This window comes from Photobacterium aphoticum (assembly GCF_001029435.1).
Lineage (GTDB): Bacteria > Pseudomonadota > Gammaproteobacteria > Enterobacterales > Vibrionaceae > Photobacterium > Photobacterium aphoticum.
In genome coordinates, this window is the sequence record NZ_LDOV01000006.1 from 1 (window position 1) to 18152 (window position 18152).

Annotated in this window: 15 protein-coding genes and 2 pseudogenes; 11 read left to right on the top strand and 6 right to left on the bottom strand. The window is 48.1% G+C overall.

Translation table 11 applies throughout. The annotated features are described in order from the left end of the window. Positions 1 to 69 precede the first annotated feature (69 nt). A complete protein-coding gene (locus ABT58_RS02860) occupies positions 70 to 1821 on the bottom strand; it encodes a chitinase (RefSeq protein WP_047872864.1) in 1752 nt (583 codons plus the stop codon). An 874-nt stretch (positions 1822 to 2695) separates the two neighbouring features. Next, positions 2696 to 4015: an SLC5/6 family protein gene (locus ABT58_RS02865; protein ID WP_107205068.1), complete on the bottom strand. Its 1320-nt coding sequence runs from the start codon at positions 4013 to 4015 to the stop codon at positions 2696 to 2698. 575 nt (positions 4016 to 4590) lie between these two features. On the opposite strand from ABT58_RS02865, the pseudogene ABT58_RS24360 reads away from it, so the two are divergent. Further along, positions 4591 to 5180, top strand: a pseudogene (locus ABT58_RS24360) (sugar O-acetyltransferase). A gap of 16 nt (positions 5181 to 5196) precedes the next feature. On the opposite strand, the gene ABT58_RS02875 reads toward ABT58_RS24360, so the two are convergent. Further along, positions 5197 to 5997: an AraC family transcriptional regulator gene (locus ABT58_RS02875; protein WP_047872866.1), complete on the bottom strand. Its 801-nt coding sequence runs from the start codon at positions 5995 to 5997 to the stop codon at positions 5197 to 5199. A gap of 306 nt (positions 5998 to 6303) precedes the next feature. Between ABT58_RS02875 and ABT58_RS02880 the strand changes: the two genes are divergently transcribed. Beyond that, on the top strand, positions 6304 to 7179 hold the full coding sequence (locus tag ABT58_RS02880) for a mechanosensitive ion channel family protein (RefSeq protein WP_047872867.1): 876 nt from the start codon (positions 6304 to 6306) through the stop codon (positions 7177 to 7179). Positions 7180 to 7239: 60 nt separating this feature from the next. On the opposite strand, the gene ABT58_RS02885 is transcribed toward ABT58_RS02880, so the two are convergent. Further along, a complete protein-coding gene (locus tag ABT58_RS02885; RefSeq protein WP_158261737.1) occupies positions 7240 to 7893 on the bottom strand; it encodes a CatA-like O-acetyltransferase in 654 nt (217 codons plus the stop codon). 145 nt (positions 7894 to 8038) lie between these two features. Between ABT58_RS02885 and ABT58_RS02890 the strand changes: the two genes are divergently transcribed. The 7 genes and pseudogenes from ABT58_RS02890 (at position 8039) to ABT58_RS02920 (ending at position 15274) form a co-directional block, all read left to right on the top strand. Beyond that, the gene (locus tag ABT58_RS02890) at positions 8039 to 8344 is read left to right on the top strand and encodes a DUF1330 domain-containing protein (RefSeq protein ID WP_047872869.1); all 306 of its coding nucleotides are present in this window, start codon (positions 8039 to 8041) and stop codon (positions 8342 to 8344) included. Positions 8345 to 8527: 183 nt separating this feature from the next. Beyond that, positions 8528 to 9067 carry a 3'-5' exonuclease gene (locus tag ABT58_RS02895; protein WP_047872870.1) on the top strand — a complete coding sequence of 180 codons (540 nt, stop codon included), beginning with the start codon at positions 8528 to 8530 and terminating at the stop codon, positions 9065 to 9067. A 376-nt stretch (positions 9068 to 9443) separates the two neighbouring features. Beyond that, positions 9444 to 9887 carry a hypothetical protein gene (locus tag ABT58_RS02900; RefSeq protein WP_047872871.1) on the top strand — a complete coding sequence of 148 codons (444 nt, stop codon included), beginning with the start codon at positions 9444 to 9446 and terminating at the stop codon, positions 9885 to 9887. Positions 9888 to 10196: 309 nt separating this feature from the next. Next, the gene (locus tag ABT58_RS02905; protein WP_047872872.1) at positions 10197 to 11108 is read left to right on the top strand and encodes a DMT family transporter; all 912 of its coding nucleotides are present in this window, start codon (positions 10197 to 10199) and stop codon (positions 11106 to 11108) included. 243 nt (positions 11109 to 11351) lie between these two features. After that, a pseudogene (prpB, locus tag ABT58_RS02910) lies at positions 11352 to 12203 on the top strand (methylisocitrate lyase); the annotation flags it as partial. 239 nt (positions 12204 to 12442) lie between these two features. Continuing rightward, positions 12443 to 13894 (top strand): bifunctional 2-methylcitrate dehydratase/aconitate hydratase, encoded by a 1452-nt coding sequence (locus tag ABT58_RS02915; RefSeq protein WP_047872873.1) that lies wholly within the window; start codon positions 12443 to 12445, stop codon positions 13892 to 13894. Positions 13895 to 14437: 543 nt separating this feature from the next. Beyond that, positions 14438 to 15274 (top strand): (2Fe-2S)-binding protein, encoded by an 837-nt coding sequence (locus ABT58_RS02920; RefSeq protein WP_082210921.1) that lies wholly within the window; start codon positions 14438 to 14440, stop codon positions 15272 to 15274. On the opposite strand, the gene ABT58_RS02925 is transcribed toward ABT58_RS02920, so the two are convergent. Then, positions 15271 to 16098, bottom strand: coding sequence for a bestrophin-like domain (locus tag ABT58_RS02925; protein ID WP_047872875.1), 828 nt, complete (start codon positions 16096 to 16098; stop codon positions 15271 to 15273). The two genes, ABT58_RS02920 and ABT58_RS02925, sit on opposite strands and share 4 nt — an antisense overlap. Before the next feature lie 312 nt (positions 16099 to 16410). Between ABT58_RS02925 and ABT58_RS02930 the strand changes: the two genes are divergently transcribed. Beyond that, positions 16411 to 16839, top strand: a complete 429-nt coding sequence (locus tag ABT58_RS02930; RefSeq protein WP_047872876.1) for a universal stress protein — start codon at positions 16411 to 16413, stop codon at positions 16837 to 16839. Between the two features lie 76 nt (positions 16840 to 16915). Here the strand turns inward: ABT58_RS02930 and ABT58_RS02935 are convergent, their stop codons facing one another. After that, positions 16916 to 17443 (bottom strand): GNAT family N-acetyltransferase, encoded by a 528-nt coding sequence (locus ABT58_RS02935; protein WP_158261736.1) that lies wholly within the window; start codon positions 17441 to 17443, stop codon positions 16916 to 16918. Between the two features lie 194 nt (positions 17444 to 17637). Here ABT58_RS02935 and ABT58_RS02940 point away from each other — a divergent pair, with 194 nt between their 5' ends. Continuing rightward, the gene (locus ABT58_RS02940) at positions 17638 to 18111 is read left to right on the top strand and encodes a NanQ anomerase/TabA/YiaL family protein (RefSeq protein WP_047872911.1); all 474 of its coding nucleotides are present in this window, start codon (positions 17638 to 17640) and stop codon (positions 18109 to 18111) included. The last annotated feature ends 41 nt before the right edge of the window (positions 18112 to 18152 follow it).

The following is an 18152-nucleotide window of genomic DNA, read 5'->3' on the forward strand; positions in this document are numbered from 1 at the left end:
GCCTTAACTGATCGGCATTAACGCAATAGCATCCCTTTAATTTCATGTGGTTAATCAGAAAAAGCCTGATTATTTACAAGGCACTTCGTCCCAGAACCAGTTGCTGGCTGTTGGTGATTCCCAAACGCCAGGGTTGTTCTTCGCAACAAAGCACTTGCCGCCGTTGGTGACCATATCACCGTTGCTCACTTTAGTCTGGCCAGCAACCCACTCAGTCACACCTGCTGGTGGCTCTGGATTAACAGGTGGATCGACTGGTGGCTCCGGGTCAACCGGTGGATCGATTGGCGGTTCAGGGTCTACTGGCGGATCAACTGGTGGCTCAGGATCAACAGGTGGATCGATTGGTGGTGTTGTACCACCGATTTGCTTCCATGGACCGCCGTTAGCTGGGTCATCACCCTGTGTCCACCACTTCGCTTCAAAGTTTCCACCTTTGTGGCTGACTTTATCACCGCCGGTGTACACTTTTGTCGCTTCCCATGCAGGGAAATCGCCTGGTTCTGGATCAGGATCCGGGTTTGGACCTGGGCCAGGGCCCGGACCTGGATCGATTGGACCGTCGATGACGCGTACTTCAGGCCAGCTGATCTGTGCGTCATACACGTCGGTCACACACTTCTCGTAGTCGCCTTTGACGAGCGCAGAGTAAGCAGTTTGGTAGCCAACTAGCTTACACTCGAACGATACGCCGCCAGGACGATCAGAGTGATATTTGTAGTCCGCTTCCCAGTTGGTGTAAAGCACGTCTGTTGCGCCGTTCAGGTTCAAGCTACCGTATGGCAGCTGCTGCCAACAGGTATCCACTTCATCCGCTTCCACAGGGATTTGGTAGTGGTTCTGTAGACCTTGCCAGTAACGGATACGGTTAACAGGCTGACCTTTGTCTTTGTTCTGCTCACCACATTCGATACCACCGTTGATCACGTTGATGGTGGTACCAAAGCCGTAACCAATGCCAGCATCTTTTTCACGCTGAGACGGTACCCAAGTACGGTCGATAACGTGCAGCATCGCTGGTTTTGGTGCCTGTGGCGTCAGGAAGAACCAAATCGCAGAAGCAAGGTTTAACCAAGAATCCGCAACCAGCGCAGGATTGTTCAGTAGAACCGTCGCATCACCAGCGTACATGGCTTCAGAGAACGCGCCGTAGTTAAAGTGGTAAGAAAGCTGTTTCGCACCACGGCCGAAGTAACCCTGACCATCCGCACAAGGCCACTTACGGTTTTGCCAGTCGTTACCACCACAACCTGTGGTGTAACCTGGTTGACCTTCAGACCAGCCCATTTCACGTACGTGAACCAACGCCTGCTGCCACTCTTCTAGGCCTTCAGGGTTATCCCACGTGTTATCGATAGCAATGTGGCCACCGGTTTCCTGTGCAAAGTGTGCAAACGCAGTAATGATAGATTTCTTACAGATTGCATCAGCATCACGGCCGTCAGTGTATTCACCACAGAATGCAGGGAATTTACCGATAGCACGCAGGAAACGGGTATAGGTGTATTCAGGCGCTGCCATGCCAGTCAGGAAATCCCACTCAGTTTCAGGGAAAACACGCTCAGCACGAATAACGTTCGATGGGTTAGACGCTAAACCAGGCTGGATCGCTTCTACCTTAGCATTGTCTAGGGTTTCCAATGCTTTTGCCCAAACGGCGTACATTGGATCATTGGTTTTGGCTTTTTCAGCCGCTTCAATGTCAGCGCGCGGAATCACATAACCGCCCGGGTTCTCCGGGTCAGGTTGAATGTCCATCGCGAAGCTGCTGGTTGCGAGCGTACAGCCCACAAGAACAGCTAAGTGCTTCATCTTCAACATGTAAATATTCCTTTAAAAAAGTGCATGTCGTATTTGTGCTATGTCCATGGTCGAGTTATCAACCTTTGTGACAACGAACAAGTGGCTGTTTGCTTGCCCGTCATGCAGATGGTCAGTGATGACAAAAAAGCATGTCAGGCGTGAACAGTACCTGGTATTAAGCACACAGGTCCGAATCCATTTGTCACAGCACGGGTGGTACGTAACCATCCCAATATATAACAAGGCTTAATTTGTGGAGTGATGATGGATATTAAATTTAACGGCTGAATTTTAGATTAAAGCCGGATGTTAATTCTGTGTATTTGTGTGATCTTACTTCATTGTTGGCGTTTTAATCTAAAAACAAGCAAGGGCAAAAAGACCAGATTGCGTACGGTTTTTTTGCGGCAAAATGTATAAGTGCGACCGACTTCTTTTTGTTGTTGTTCAGTGCAAACAGAGAAAATGAAAATTTGAAAAGCGATTCACAAGGCCATGCCCTTTGCAAAATCCAGTAGAAAAACGGGCCTAAATCGGAGTGTTAACGGGGTCACAATTAGGCCGGATAAGAACTGTGACGTCGCGCAATCTAATCCAGACAGCGAGGTTGGAAGCATGGTGAAGGGACGGTGCAACGCGCGTTATTTACATCGTTATTACAGTCATCCTTGCGAGTGAACGTGGAGAAATACCGATGAAAGCGGAAGGCAGTTTTATCTAAATCAGCAGCTTCATTATGATGCTAAAGCATGCCCTAGTTATAAACGAGAGAGTAAGCGATTAAGAGAATAAGTGAGTAAGAAAGTGAGAGTGTGGGTGAGCCGTACACATAAACAACAGGCTCACACGAGGTGAGCCTGTTGGAGAAATGATGCTGGTGTTGCCGCTTACATTAGATGAAAGCCAGTAGCGGAGAGATACACAGCAGAATACCGGTTGCGATAATCATGTTCGTCGCCATGCCTTTGTACTGGTGTAGCTCAGGCACTTTGTGCACCAGGTACGCAGGGATCAAACAGCCCACCATACCAAACACAGGGCTACAAATTGAGGTGAATGACAGGATAGGTGCATTCAGTGCAATCGCAGACCAAGCCAGCAGGATGATGAAGACCACTACGCCTTTGCTCACTAAATCTTCATTGATGTCTTCTGCTTTGTACTTACGCAGCAGCAGGTTCATCGCCAGACCTTTACACGCTTCGCGGAATGCCAGGAACACGCCGAAGAATGATGTCACCACCGCGAAGATGTTGATCACGATACCCGTGATGGTTGCCCAGCTGCCTGAGTAGTAGTGTGCAATGATAGCCAGTGCAGACACGTTACGGTTCATCGCATCTACCGCTTGCTCTTGGCTGATCGCAAAGGTGAAAGACACCGCGAAGAAGAACACCACCACAAACAGAATAGAGAAGGCAATCTTCATTGCACGGTTGGCTTTGTAGCGTGCTACTTCAATCGATTTCTCGTGTGAGCGGTAAGAAATCACCATTGGGCTCAGAGACTGAATGAACAGAATCGAAGTCAGGGTAAATGGCAGCGTGATGATGGCATCTTTCAGCATTGGCAGGAAGCTACCAACCTCCGGAATGTTTGCCATGTCCCAGCGGCCCACAAGCAGCAAGCCCATCACGGCAACCAGTGACAATACGGTCACGGCCATGAAGCCAGACAGTTTGAACAGCAGTTTTTCACCTTTGCTGCCAATGAAAGACAGCACACAGATCAGCGCCAGACCGTAGAAAATGTTTTCATTTAAATGGCCTTCTGTCACACCGAAAGAGTGCAGGTAAGAAGAACTGTCGTTAGTGACGGCCAGCGAGTAAACCAGTACCCAAATCACCAGCATAATGAAGTACAGCACACCCAGTGCCACACCCCAGTTTTTACCTAAGTAACCGGAAATGATAGCCGGGTAGTCTTTACATTCTTTAGATTCTGCCAGCGTGTTAATGAATAGCTTTTGGAACAGGTACATGGCCGGGTAACCAATGATAGAGGACAGCAGGAAGACCCACAGACCCATCATACCCACCTGCACTGGAAGGAATACGATACCGGCACCGATGGCCATACCAATACTCATCACGATCCAGCCAACATCCACATTGTCGAACTTAATTGCTTTTTTCCATTCCGCTTCAGACATGCCGGCTTTGACATGAGGAGGGATATTTTTAGGTGAGCCATTGATGGCGTCTGTATGCATGCTCATAGCTGCTCCATGTAGGGTAATATTCCCCAATGTGCCTTGTTGGTAGTACGACAAAGTAATTGGGGATGTTTTATCATTATTTTGTTCGAAGGAATATTAATGCGATTAAGAAGGGAAAAGCTTTCTAAGTTTGCTGTCATTAAGGGAATAATGAGGAACTTTTTGCTTAATTTTGGGGAATGCAGAAATGAAATTCTCCACCTTGATTCTTGTCATTTTAAAAAAATAAACCTAAGATCTGGCTCAAAGTTAGGATAAAAATTCAGTGATTTGGGTAAATGACAATGATCACACAATAGTAAAAACGCCGGTTTTGTGCGCTAACCGACAGACAGCTCAATAAAATTGACATAGGCAGTTTCTTGCTTTTAGTGGCCGCGATGCTCCCCGAGTGTGATCCCGTTAAACTTTTCCCGTTTTGGTGTGATATCTCTCGCTATTTTGCCGCTGTATTTGTGTGTTTTTCATTGATAATGGTGAGCAAGTTTTGTGCTTGGCTGCGTTAGGTAGCGAGCCGTTATTCAGAGAAAACAGCCGCTTGTGCGGTGAATCAGTAGGACGATGCAACAGTGAGAACGGAAAAAGAAAAAATGCTCGCCGGTGAGCTGTATGAAACATGGGATGCCGAGCTAACCAATGACCGTCAGCAAGCCAAGAAATTGTGTTTTGCGCTTAATCAGACATGCCCGACGGAAAAGCCCGCGCGACAGGTCATTTTAAATCAATTGCTGCGACAGGAAACAGACGCCTGGGTAGAGTCGCCATTTAACTGTGACTTTGGCTATAACATCACGGTAGGCAAGGCTTCTATGCCAATCATGGCTGTACGATTCTCGATTGCGCACCTGTGACGTTTGGAGATAACTGTTTGCTGGCGCCCAGTGTGGTGATTGCGACGCCTGGCCACCCGTTAGATCCGATTGAACGCGCATCCGGCATGGAATTCGCTAAACCGATCACGATTGGTCACAACGTTTGGTTGGGCGCTAATGTAACCGTGTGTCCGGGCGTGACTATCGGTGACAATGTGGTCGTGGGCGCCGGTAGCGTAGTCGTGAAAGATCTGCCCGCCAATACCGTGTGCGTGGGCTCGCCAGCCGCGCCTATTCGTACCATTGCGTTTGATGAAGACAAAGAATCGCTGTCTTCTTGCTTGTAAAGGGTGACTGTCGGCGTTACTGCGGCTGTTCAGTGCGAGGATAAAAGCGCTGGCGATATTGCTCTGGGGTACAGGCTGCGTGACGTTTAAACAATGAAATAAACGGCGAAGCCTGATGGTAGCCCAAGGTCAGCGCAATCTCTTTTACCGACAGCCCTTTGCGCAGCAGATGCAAGGAGTAAAGGAACTTGCGACGCTGACGCCATTCGGTAAAGCTCATTCCCAGTTTATCCTGACAATGGCGGGCGAGGGTGCGCTCTGTGGTGTGCAACTCATCCGCCCATTCTTTTAATGATTTCTCGTTGGTCGGCTGGTGCTCCAGCGTGTGCAAAATGGGCTGTAACAGCTTGTCGTTGCTGGATGGCAAGAACTGCTCATGCTCTTTGGCTTGATAGACCTGATCCAGCAACACCTTCGCTAAGCGCTTATCTTGTTCCGTGTCGGGGACTGAAATACAGCGCGCTTTAAAGTCATTAATGATGGCTTCCATAATCGGGCTCACTTCCAGCAGGCACGTGTAATCGGGCAAGGGCTTAGCCAATTCATCAATAATATTCATCGAGCAATAATTCAGACTGCGTCGAATATAGCTTTCATGACGCACGCCTGCGGGCACCCACACGGCATACTGTGAAGGGGACAGAAATCGCTTATCTTCTGCTTTTAGCTCTAAGATCCCACCATTAATCACCTGTAATTGCCCCCACGGATGACTGTGGTTGGGCGTGGTGGTATTGGGCAAAAACACCTCGTGACCAAAGAAGATGTCACAGGGTGGATTATCATTATCAAACAGCGGTTGGTAGATCTTGTTCATCGCAGCGTGTCCATCACAGCGGTTGTCGCATATCAGCCAGTACGTTAATCGCCCGATGAGCGGATAGCAAGGGATAGCGACAAACGATATGTTGTTATTTCATACAAAACCGCACAATTTGGGATTTATTCTGGCGACTTGGTGGATCTCTCGCCAAATGTATGGGAACGTTACCTTTATTAGTGAGCAATGTAGAAATGATGTAGCTAAATTTTGCTGTGTGATGCCGATGGTATAAACGTTGTTATCGCTGGCAATAGTAAGCAAAACAGAAAGCCAGACAAAAGAACGAAAAAGGGAGCGGTTGTGGAAGAGGTGAAGCTCGTTATCAATTTTCTGATGACGCACAAAGTCGTATTGAGCGCATTGTTGATTGTGTTGGTGTTAATGCTAAGACGGGTGGCACTGTCACGGATCCGGGGGGATGTCGCGTTTATCTCGGAGCATCAACGTAAATGGATGTCACGTACCAAGAACGGCACCTTTGCGATCATTGTGATCACCCTGTTCATTCTTTGGCAATCTGAAATCAGTGAATTTGCCTTATCGTTAACGGCCATTGCGGTGGCGATTGTGGTGGCCTCGAAAGAAATCATTTTGTGTTTTACCGGTTCTATTCAGCGTGCCAGTGCCCGTTCGTTCCGTATTGGTGATTGGATTGAGGTCGGGAAGGTCTGTGGTGAGGTGATCGAGCACAACATGATGGCAACGGTGATCCAAGAAATCGATTTACACCACGGCCAGTACCATTTCACCGGCAAAACGGTCACCTTGCCAAACAGCATGTTTTTTACGTATCCGGTGAAAAATCTCAATTTCATGAAGCGCTATGTTTATCATAGCTTTTCTATTACGGTGCGTGACTTTGTGAACTTGTTCCTGATTGTGCCGGAGATGATTGAACAAATTGAAGGACACTGTGAAGAGTTCATTGACGTTGCCCGTCGTTATAACAGTGTGATTGAGAAACACGCCGGGGTGGATTTGCCAGGCTCTGAGCCACATGTGCATATTTCAACCACACCGACCGGCGAGCAATTGGTGCATGTCATGCTGTTTTGCCCTACCGAAATGGCGACCCATTTAGAGCAGCGTATTCGCGAAGATTTCATGCAGATTTACCATGAAACCTTCACCGACAATAAGCTCGACACCAGTATGCCGGCAGTGCCTTATATGTAGAGCCCCATCGAGAGCGTGTTCTTTTGTGTTCCATTGTCCTTTCAAGTGCTAGAGCGGTGGTTACACCACAAATTGGTCGATAGCCGCTTGTAGTCGCTCAAAGAACACGCCGGCATGAAAACCATCGCAAGTCGCGTGATGGAATTGCACACTCACGGGCAGTTGAAGCTGCCCGTTTATCTCCTGATATTTTCCTACCGTCACAAACGGGATCATGTAGTTTCCGTCCCCATACACGTTATAGCTGATGCTGGTAAACGCGACCCAAGGCAAGGTAGTAATAGCAAAAATATTGGCAGGCAATGGCGCTTGCGGATAGAGCGTTGTCGCGGTGACATATTGCGCCGTGTCCTGCTGCATGCGTGCGGTAAAGGCTGCAGGATCTGGTGTGTACGGCGTCACCACATGGGTAAAGCGTTCTGCTTCTTGGGTGGGTATTGTATAGAGCGGGTGTAAGATATCCCAATAGCCAAGCACACCATCGGCATTCACTTCGGTACGAAAATTGGGGTGACTATTGATGACCTGACTGATGCAATAGGTCATGAGGGCTGAAAACGGTATTCCATGCTGCTGACTGTAGCGCTTTAGCGTTGTCACTGTGATGTTTGCAGTAATATCAAAGGTACATTTTCGTGTGGTTGAAAACAGCTCAAAGACGTCTTTCCTCGGCCACGAATCATAATCAATCGGAATAAAAACAGGTGCTTGCATTTTTTGCATCATACTCATGGGAACGGAAATAACGCCCGATAATACGGGCATAGAAAAATGGTGCTGTAGTGTGGTTCACACATTTCGATGATCGGTCTTATTATTGAAAGAACGATTGATAGGTGACTCATTGGAAGGTGCATGTATGGCGTATTATTCCATTATTAGTGTGACACCCACGTCTCATGATTGGATGGCCGATTATGTTGAAAATGCAAACAAAGCCGTTGCGAAATACGGTGGCCGGTATTTGGCGAGAACGTCGAGTGTTGAACGATTGGAAGGCGAGGGCGAAAATGCGGCTGTGCAGGTGATCATCGAATGGCCATCTAAAGACGCGGCTCTGGATTTCATGGCCGATCCGGATTATTCGCCGTATCTGCAAGCCAGAACAGCCGGTTCAGACAGCCATCATTTCTTAGTGGAAGGGAAGGACGACAATGAGACGTAGCCTTGTGATTGAATAGAAGAGCAGAATAAATGCACGCTTCCTGATGGTTCATTTCAGCGAAAACCTTGGCGCTCCGGTATATTAGGGCAAGAATGAATGAGGCTCAGAAGTGGGAAACTTTGCTGACCACGCCCCCTTAGTGCTATTCTTCGTGCCAGTTTTAGTGTGATGTCTGGAAGTAAAATGAATTTTAACCGTATTGTCTGTTTTGACCTCGAAATGTGCTGCTGGAACGACGGGCGCGAGCCGAGAACAGGGGAGATTATTGAGATTGGCGTCGCTGAGCTTGATTTAACCAACGGTGAAATTGTCCGACGAGCACAACATTTTGTGAAGCCTGAACACGATGACGTGTCGCCATTTTGTACCGAGCTGACGGGCATTAAGCCAGAAGTGATCGAGAAAAACGGTAAGCCGCTGGAAGTGATCCTTAAATCGATTGAGCAGAAGTTCGGTGGTCGCCATAAGATTTATGCAGCATGGGGCCGTGATGATCTGATCTTGCGCAAAGAGTGCAAAGCGAAGGGGCTGAAAGTACCGTTTAACGAATACCTGAACCTTGCAACGCTGTTCCGTTTACAGCGCCATGTGCCCAACCGTCGTTGTGGTCAACGTGCCGCGATGGAGATTGCAGGGGTGGAATGGGAAGGTCGTCAGCACTCTGGTTATGACGATGCCTATAACTTAGCCCGCCTTGCTAAGACAATGTTCATTCCTGAATAAGCTTTCTAGCATCATATCAATGCGTTGATTTTCTTGCCTTCGTTTATGACGACAGAAGGCAAGTCCCATTCCTTTTTGCTTTTCCTTCCTTCTTTCGTTTCCCCTATCTTTTGCTTCATATTTATCTCGTATCTCGTATCTCGTATCTATTCTTCGATCTTGCCGTATTTTTATCCCATTGTGTTTCATCACTCATGCCGCTGAGAGGGCTGCAGAGAGGGGCGCAAACATAGCTGCAAAGTGGGCTGCAAAAATGTTTCAAAGTGTTACTTAATTATGGAAGGTATGTAGACATAACCATCCTTCGCTAATTGACATACCGCTGATGGGTTTTAGTATGGCGCGCATAAAAATATTATTATGCAGTTGGTTGGTTATGGATTTCACAACATGTCGTATCCCGGTTCGATGTCGGGATAACAAGGATGAGTTTCCTTGTGAGGAAAAGTTAAATGAGTTTCGCAATAAAGCTGAATTAAAACGCTGGTGGAATGTCCCGTTTATTGATGAGCTTTGTTACGAAGAAACCGGTGCGATTGGGGTGTACGTACTGGACAGTTTTTCGTGGGATGGGCCGCGTCAAATCTCCACGCATGAGTCGTTTGATGAAGCGGTGAATGCGGTTAATTTCTATATTACCCATTCTCAGTTATGGCGCCGGATTGATGAGCCATATTGCCCGTTAGCCAAAGTGGATCACCTGATTGACCACTATGCCAGTTTAACCGGATGTAAGAAGCCAAGTCCGAACGAGGTGTTTGAAAACCTGTTTTATTGGCTGCCTGCCGCAGAGGTCACTGGTGAAGGTGCATCGACGTAGTGGTTATGCGAGATGAAACCCGTGGTGAATAAACAATCGTTTTCCTGTGAGCTGTATCACTCTTTCTTATTGGGAATGAATCAAGCGAAAAACATCGTCATAAAAATTAAATTGTTAATAATCAATGGATTGAGCCTTATTTTGGCAGTGTAAATACTCATGGGATGGGTGAAACAGGATAAATCGACGCGATGGGTGTCCGACTATAGTGCCTAAATGTCTTTTTAGAGATATTTATTTCTAAACTGACGTGTGACAATACGGTTTCGATGAGTGATTCATCACACGTATTTATTTTTAAGGCACCCCATGTTTTATTTATTTCCTCTACTGACCGTGATCATCTGGTCAGGGAATGCCATCGTCAATAAGTTATCGGTGAGCGTGATTGATCCAGGCGCGATCTCCTTTTATCGCTGGTTTTTCGCGATGGTGGTATTAACCCCGTTTGTGTTGCCTTCAGTGTGGCGTAATCGCGATATCATCAAGCCCTATCTGAGTAAGCTCGCGTTTCTGGCCTTGCTGGGCATGGTATTGAACCAATCGTTGGGTTACTTCGCGGCCGCGACGACGACGGCGACGAATATGGCGCTGATTGTCTCGTTAGTCCCGTTGATCAGTATGTTCATGAGTGTGCCGCTACTTGGTCAGCGTATGCAGGTTGTGGGCGTAATTGGCGCGGTGTTGTCGTTGGCGGGGCTGGTACTGATGCTCAGCAAAGGCGATGTCATGAATCTGGTGCAGCAGGGTATCACGCAAGGTGATGGCCTGGTGTTGCTGGCGGCGGTGGTGTATGCCCTGTATTGCGTGTTGCTTAAGCGCTGGAAAATGCCGCTGACTAACTGGCAGTCGGTGTATGTGCAAGGGGTACTGGCGGTGACCATGTTAACGCCAATGCTACTGAGCAGTGAACGCATGGCGATTACAGCTGATTCTTTCCCGTTGATCATGTATGCCGCGATCCCGGCTTCGGTGATTGCACCTTGGTGTTGGATGAAAGGCATCGAGATTTTAGGCGCTGACCGCACAGCCATGTTCATGAACCTGATGCCGGTATTAACGGCGATGATCGCCAGCGTGGCATTGGGTGAGCAATTGGCAAAATACCATTACATTGGTGGCATGATGGTGCTGACAGGTGTGGTATTGGCCCAGCGTAAGCCGAAGTTGTCACTGGATACGCCAGTGCCGGTGGTTAACGAAGTGAAGACCTCTTCTTAATAGATCTGGCAAAAAGAAGTTCTCGTCATAAAAGAGCTTGTCATAAGAAGCGTTCATCATACGTTGACGCTTTCATCCAATAACAAAAACGGCAGCCACTCGGTTGCCGTTTTTGTTTATTCAGCGTGTTTTCAAAAAGGTACATAAAGTTGTCAATATGGACAACGGTGACTATTTTCTTTGTATGTGATTCATTTTTTCATCCATTGATGGAAAGCGGTGAGTCACAAACAAGGAGGTGTCATGGACAGTCCGGGAGCCCGCTTTAAACATGCCGTTGCAACTCATCATCCACTGCAAATTGTCGGAGCCATTAACGCTTATTGCGCCATGCTGGCCGAGCAGACCGGTCATCATGCCTTGTATATCTCCGGTGCAGGGGTCGCGAATGCTTCATACGGTTTGCCCGATTTAGGGATGACCGCCTTACCGGATGTGCTGGAAGATGTACGCCGCATTACTGCAGCCAGCCGTTTACCGGTTTTGGTGGATATAGATACCGGTTTTGGTGGTCCGTTGAATATTGCCCGCACCATTCAAGAAATGGAACGGTGTGGCGCGGCTGCTGTTCACATTGAAGATCAAATTGACCAAAAGCGCTGTGGCCATCGCCCCAATAAATCCCTCGTAGCGACATCCGACATGGTGGCACGTATCAAAGCGGCAGTGAATGCCCGTACCGATCCTGACTTTGTCATTATGGCGCGGACTGATGCCTTAGCCGTCGAAGGCATGGACGCAGCGATTGAACGCGCATGCGCCTATGTGGAAGCGGGCGCCGACATGATTTTTCCTGAAGCTATGCATTCATTGGCTGACTACCAACAGTTCGCCCAAGCGGTCAAGGTGCCTGTGCTGGCCAATATTACGGAGTTTGGTCAAACCCCTCTGTTTTCCACCACGGAACTCGCGGCACAGGGCGTCAGCATGGTGCTGTATCCGCTGTCTGCCTTCCGGGCTATGAATCAGGCGGCATTGTCTGTGTATACCCATTTACTTGAAGATGGCCATCAACGCAACGTGGTGGACACCATGCAAACCCGTGAGGCGCTGTATCAGTACCTGGGTTATCACCGGTATGAATCCCAATTGGATGACGCACAGCAAGCCCTGATGGATATGGCGTCTTCCCAAGCGCCTGATGATCCTTTGTTTTATGAAGCCCAATTTGATGACATACCGGTGGATGAGACCGAAACCGATAAATCGCAAAGCGATGCAACGCTAAGTGATGAAAAAAAGCGTCGATAAAAAATAGAGGAATACATCGCCAGCGATGCCTGCGAGGCTTGGCGCTGACGGGTCATCGCCCTCAATAAGAAAAGGAATGTCAGATGAATCAGAATGTGGATCGTAATGAACGGCCTGACGCGGATGCCTTGTTGGTCGCCATTGCGGATTATGTCGTTGATACACCGATCGTTTCCCCGCTGGCCTATGAAACTGCCCGTTACTGTCTGATGGATACGTTGGGCTGTGGCATCTTAGCGCTGCGATATCCGGCATGCCGAAATCACCTTGGTCCGATTGTGCCGGGGACGAGGGTTCAGCATGGAGCGCGTGTACCGGGCACGACCTATGAGCTAGATCCGATCACAGCGGCGTTTAATATCGGCTGTATGATCCGTTGGCTGGATTTTAATGATACCTGGTTGGCCGCTGAGTGGGGGCACCCATCCGATAACTTGGGCGGTATTTTGGCAACGGCCGATTATCTCAGTCGGGTGGCTGTTTCGCAGGGGAGAGAGCCATTACGGATGCGAGATGTACTCACCGCCATGATTAAGGCCCATGAAATTCAGGGTGTGCTGGCGTTAACCCACAGTTTTAACCGCGTAGGACTGGATCATGTGTTGTTGGTGCGCATTGCCTCTACTGCCGTGATCACCCATATGCTGGGGGGCGGGCGAGATCAGATCATCGCAGCGTTGTCACAAGCATGGGCCGATGGTGGCGCATTGCGAACTTACCGTCATGCTCCCAATACCGGATCCCGTAAATCGTGGGCAGCAGGGGATGCGACCTCGCGTGCTGTTCGCCTTGCCATGATGACCATGAAAGGGGAGATGGGACTACCGTCAGTGTTAACTGCCCCCACATGGGGATTTGAAGAGGTGCTGTTTAAAGGGCAATCACTGGCGCTGTCACAACCGCTAGGCAGTTACGTGATGGAGAACGTGCTGTTTAAAATTACCTATCCGGCAGAGTTTCATGCACAAACTGCCGTGGAGTGCGCCGTCGCTTTACATGCTGAATTGAATAATAAGTTGGAACAAATATCACATATAGAAGTGACGACCCATGAATCGGCTATTCGTATTATTTCGAAAGAAGGCGAATTAAATAATCCTGCCGACAGGGACCACTGCCTGCAATATATGATCGCGGTGGGATTGCTCTATGGTGACTTGACCGCTGATCATTATGAAGATACTTGTCATGACAATGACCCCCGCATTGATTATTTACGGGAAAAAATGGTGATTAAAGAAGAACCGCAATACAGCGTTGATTATCTGGACCCCGATAAACGTGCGATTGCCAATGCTATTCAGGTGTTCTTTATTGATGGCAGCAAAACAGAAAAAGTGGCTGTTCACTATCCGATTGGTCACCGACGTCGGCGAGAGGCAGGGATCCCTCTGTTAGAACAGAAGTTTACAGAGAACTTGCACGCGCATTTTCCCTCTGCTCAGGTGACAACGTTGCAGTCCGCTTGTGCTGTTCAAACGACATTTGAAGCCATGCCCGTTAATGCATTTATGGCATTATGGACGATGACCTAGAGATTGAAAGTAATGCTGAATGGGGCAAGGAAGTTAGACGGAAAATAAAACTGAAAAAAGCCGCTATGCGGCTTTTTTATACTTCTGCAAGAATGAATCTTTCGCTTTATTTAACACTGACTGGGTCTGTGTTTTAAGCCGTTTTCTTACTAACTTTGCGTCCTGACTCATCGTGCTGTCCCTATGCCAACCAAAAATGCTTTATTAGTATATTTTTGTGGAGGTTTATTTCTGTTTGTGTCAGCGCATGCTGAAACACGCGTCGAAATATAGCGAATCATAAAAAGATATAAAATGCTTAGCGAAACATTCACGATGAAAAAAGCTGATTTGTGTGATCAATATCAACATATGATACGGGTTTCCATTGAGTTGGTTGAAAATAATACGGAGTCGATGGGGATGTATGTGTTGCTTTTGACATAAATTTCGACAGTTGAAAAATATTTCTTTTAGCTATCTTTGTGCGCAGTGGGTTGCAGGCGTAGAATGCGCTAATAGAATTAACCACCGTTTTAAACGGCCTTTTCAGAAGACTCTTTCATGAAAATATCTGCTGATATGACTCCGCTATGGCCTGGTTCGCCAGCGGACATGAGTGTGAACGCGCAATTGCGCTGGCTACATGAGCGTGAACCTTTCTTTCGTTTGCAAAGTGGTCAACACGGTAAGCCGCTGATAACGTGGCTAGATACAGAATATTCGCAGACATTAGCGGTATTTCGAGATGATTTGCAAACGCGACAGGCTGTTGGGGCGTCGATGTGGTTGAAAGGCTTCAGCGCGCACTTGCTGACGGGGTTAGCGGCACTGCGTTTGAAATTTCAGCGTGTGCTCCATTTTGATGCGCACGCCGTGTTTCTGACCTTGTCTGCAACCGGGAAAGTCAAAGTGGTATCGATTGATGACAATGCCCCGTTTTATTGTTTAGCGACCGATCCGCTGGCCAGTTCACCGCTGGCACGCGTGGTGGAATCCGAAGCGGCATTAGATCAGCAATTCTCACGTATGCTGGTTGAGTTGGGTGAGGTCATGGCGCCTTACCTGAAAACTGAAAAAGTGAATCGGACGCTGTTTTGGGGCCACTGGGGATATGCGCTGGGTCTTGTGTTTCAGAAATTAACGCAAGACGGGGCAGACAGTGTTTTACTGGAGCAGATACAACCTTTAGCGGATCGCTGGTTGCAGTCGTTGCTACCGGATTGGGCGAGCTTGAATGCAGTAAAAGTGGCATCACGGGCACCGATGGCGGTGTATTACATTCGTCGTGAAACCTGCTGTTTGAAATACAAATTGGATGGCAAGAAGAAGTGCTCAACGTGTCAGCTGACCGATCCTATTGAACAGCTGCAGCGTTATCAATCCAAAGTACCGGTTTAGTCCTTAGATACTTGCGGTAATAGCGGTTGTTGATCGGGATACAGCACTTTATCGAGGCTATCACGCAAATCAATCAACGGTTGTTGGCTGATCTCAATGATGCTGCGCTCGGGTCTGTCCAGCTCAACAATCAAGGTTAATACCAGAGAAAACGCCAACGCAAAAGGCAGCGCTGCCACTAATGCTCTGCCTTTGTCTTCCGCCCCCACTTGAATCCCATTTAATCCGACGGTTAAAAAAGTGAGTAACCCCAAGGTAAACCAAATACTGATGGGAATGCGACCCCGTAAGCCTTTGTTGACCCGCTCGGTGTGAATATCAATCACATCATTTAATGCACTGATATACAGCAAAAGTAGCTCTGGCGAGGTGCTGTCATGGGCTTGTATTGCCTGATTCCACAATTTGAGGTGCAAGGTTTCACTGTCGATGATGACTTGATTGAGTACGGCTTTTTTTTGTTCAGGATCTTCGACAACGCGAATGGTGACATATTCTCGCAGCAAAGCTCGACTGTTAGAACGGTAGGGTTCGGCGAGTAACGAAGCACGCAATATCGCAGTACCCACCGCATTGGCTTCCGCCAGGACTAATTGCTTTCGTTCGCCGGATTTGACCGCCGCCATGCTGAAGGTGATCGCCAAGATGAACGCCAGTAAGCTGGCAAGACCGGTTGCCATCGGGCTGATCGAGCCACTGATTTGCTTCGAGGGAAAGCGTTGCGCCAGTTGGTAGCCACATTCAAACATGATCAGAATGGTGACAAAAATCAGTCCCAAGATCAGATAGATGGACAGTGAATCAAAGAAGGCTTCTGTATACATAAAACGGCCTGATGCTGTCTGTGGCTTTAGGTTTGCTGGGTGCTATAACGTCATTTCAGATACGTGTAATCAAAGTATAGCGGGTTGCCTTTGTCACGATTCTCAGACCCTTGCCAATACTATGATGGGATTATCTGCGGCCAAAAGGTAGAAGGATGAGGCTAGGAAAGAGGGGAGGAAAGAAGGTCGGAAAGAGGAGAAGGAAAAGGAAGTCATCTATAGTCTAAACAACTTTTCAGCGCTGTTTGCTGCGTATGGTAGATGTGCCAAGTAGAGGCTGAAAACAGTATTGATTAGCGGGAGGAAACAACGATGAATTATAAGCACGTTATGCTCGCCGTGAATTTAGATGACAACGCGCCGTTTCTGGTACAAAAGGCGGCACAAGAAGCCAAACTCCATGGGGCGCTGTTCAGTGTGATCCACATTGATCCGGATTTTTCTGCACTCTATGAAGGTGTGCGGGAATTTGATGCCAGTAATGAAACAGCCGAGCAGAGTGAGTCGGTACTGGCCATGACCGAGTTACTGGCAGGCACGGATTATCCCGTCCATAAGCACATATTTTATGCCGGGTACGTGGAAGATCAGATCATCCGTGCTATTGAAACCTTTGAGGTGGATTTGCTGGTGATCGGTCATCATGAATCGACCATTTTTCGCCAGCTCACCATGTCAGCCAGTGAACCCCTATTGCGCCGTATGCCTTGTGATATTCAATTCGTTAAACTGGAAAACTGATCTGCGCATCATCTCCTGCGCAGAATCGAGGCCCACAGCGTTCACAGAATTAAAGCCCATAAAATGGATGCTCACATTACGCGGCAAGGAAGTGGGCGGCATCAGGCCAGTGGATCACATATTCATCGACGATGCTGCCCTCAGGTGCTTCCCATTGCTGAGCATGGATATTATGTCCCCCCATATGCTGATAAAACGCTTGGGCGGCATCATTGGCGGCCAGTACTTCCAAATACATGCTGGCTGCATGGGCTTGTTGGTGAATCACACTTGCCGCGTGGTTGAGTAGCATGGCACCGATGCCTTGGCCTTTGTAGCGACTATCCACATGCAGGTTATCGACAATGCTGCCCCATTGCGGGTGGTGATCCAGATATAAGCAAATAAACCCGGTGACAGTGTCATTGTCGCAGGCGACCAAGATGTGCTGATTAGCCGCCGGTTGACCAATACGCTGTTGCCACAGGCTTAGACGTTCAGGAAAAACATCATTCTCTAAGTAGGCTTGGGTCAGTTGGCCGCGATAAATGGTCTGCCAGTTAACGGCATGAATGTGAGTAATAGCTTGCAGATCTTGCAGGGTAGCCGGACGAACAGTAAACACAGTGATTCCTTTCAAAAACATGATGATAGCAATGAATTTATCATTAGCGCGTAAAAACACCAAGGTTCCCGTGAATGCATCAGGGACAATCCTTCTGAAGCGGCGTACAATCTTGTTTTTCTTTCCATTTGCAGAGGCAAATTGTGTACCAAGGTCAATTGAGCGCGATCGACACGCTATGCGCAGCATCCGTTATTCACACTGAAAAAGGCACCGAGTTACCGGCCGCATTGTTGGCGGTGATTCGTCAGGTCAAACAGCAATTGGCTGAGCAACACGCGGCGGGTCGTTATGAGGTTGCTGGTGAGCACATTTCAGCTGATGATGTGTTTTATTTTATTGCCGATGATCACACGCAAGTGCTGGCGGAACGTAAGTCGGAATGCCATGCCAAATACATGGATGTGCAAATCGTTCTTGAAGGGGAAGAGTGTTTTGGTTACAGCCTGCAGCCTTTTACCGCCATTGATGAAGATTTGCTGGCAGAGAAAGATTTGGCCTTCAGTGAGCAAGTCGTTGATGAACAATTTGCCACGCTGCAGCCGGGTGATTTCATTATTTTTGATACCTTCCAGCCGCATCGTCCACTTGTGGCACCACAGCAGCCTGCACCGGTGAAAAAAGTGGTGGTGAAAGTGGCCAAAGCGTGGGTAGAACAACAGGCATAAGGGTTCGCCTTTTTGCTATGCTGTGGATGCCATGATGAAGA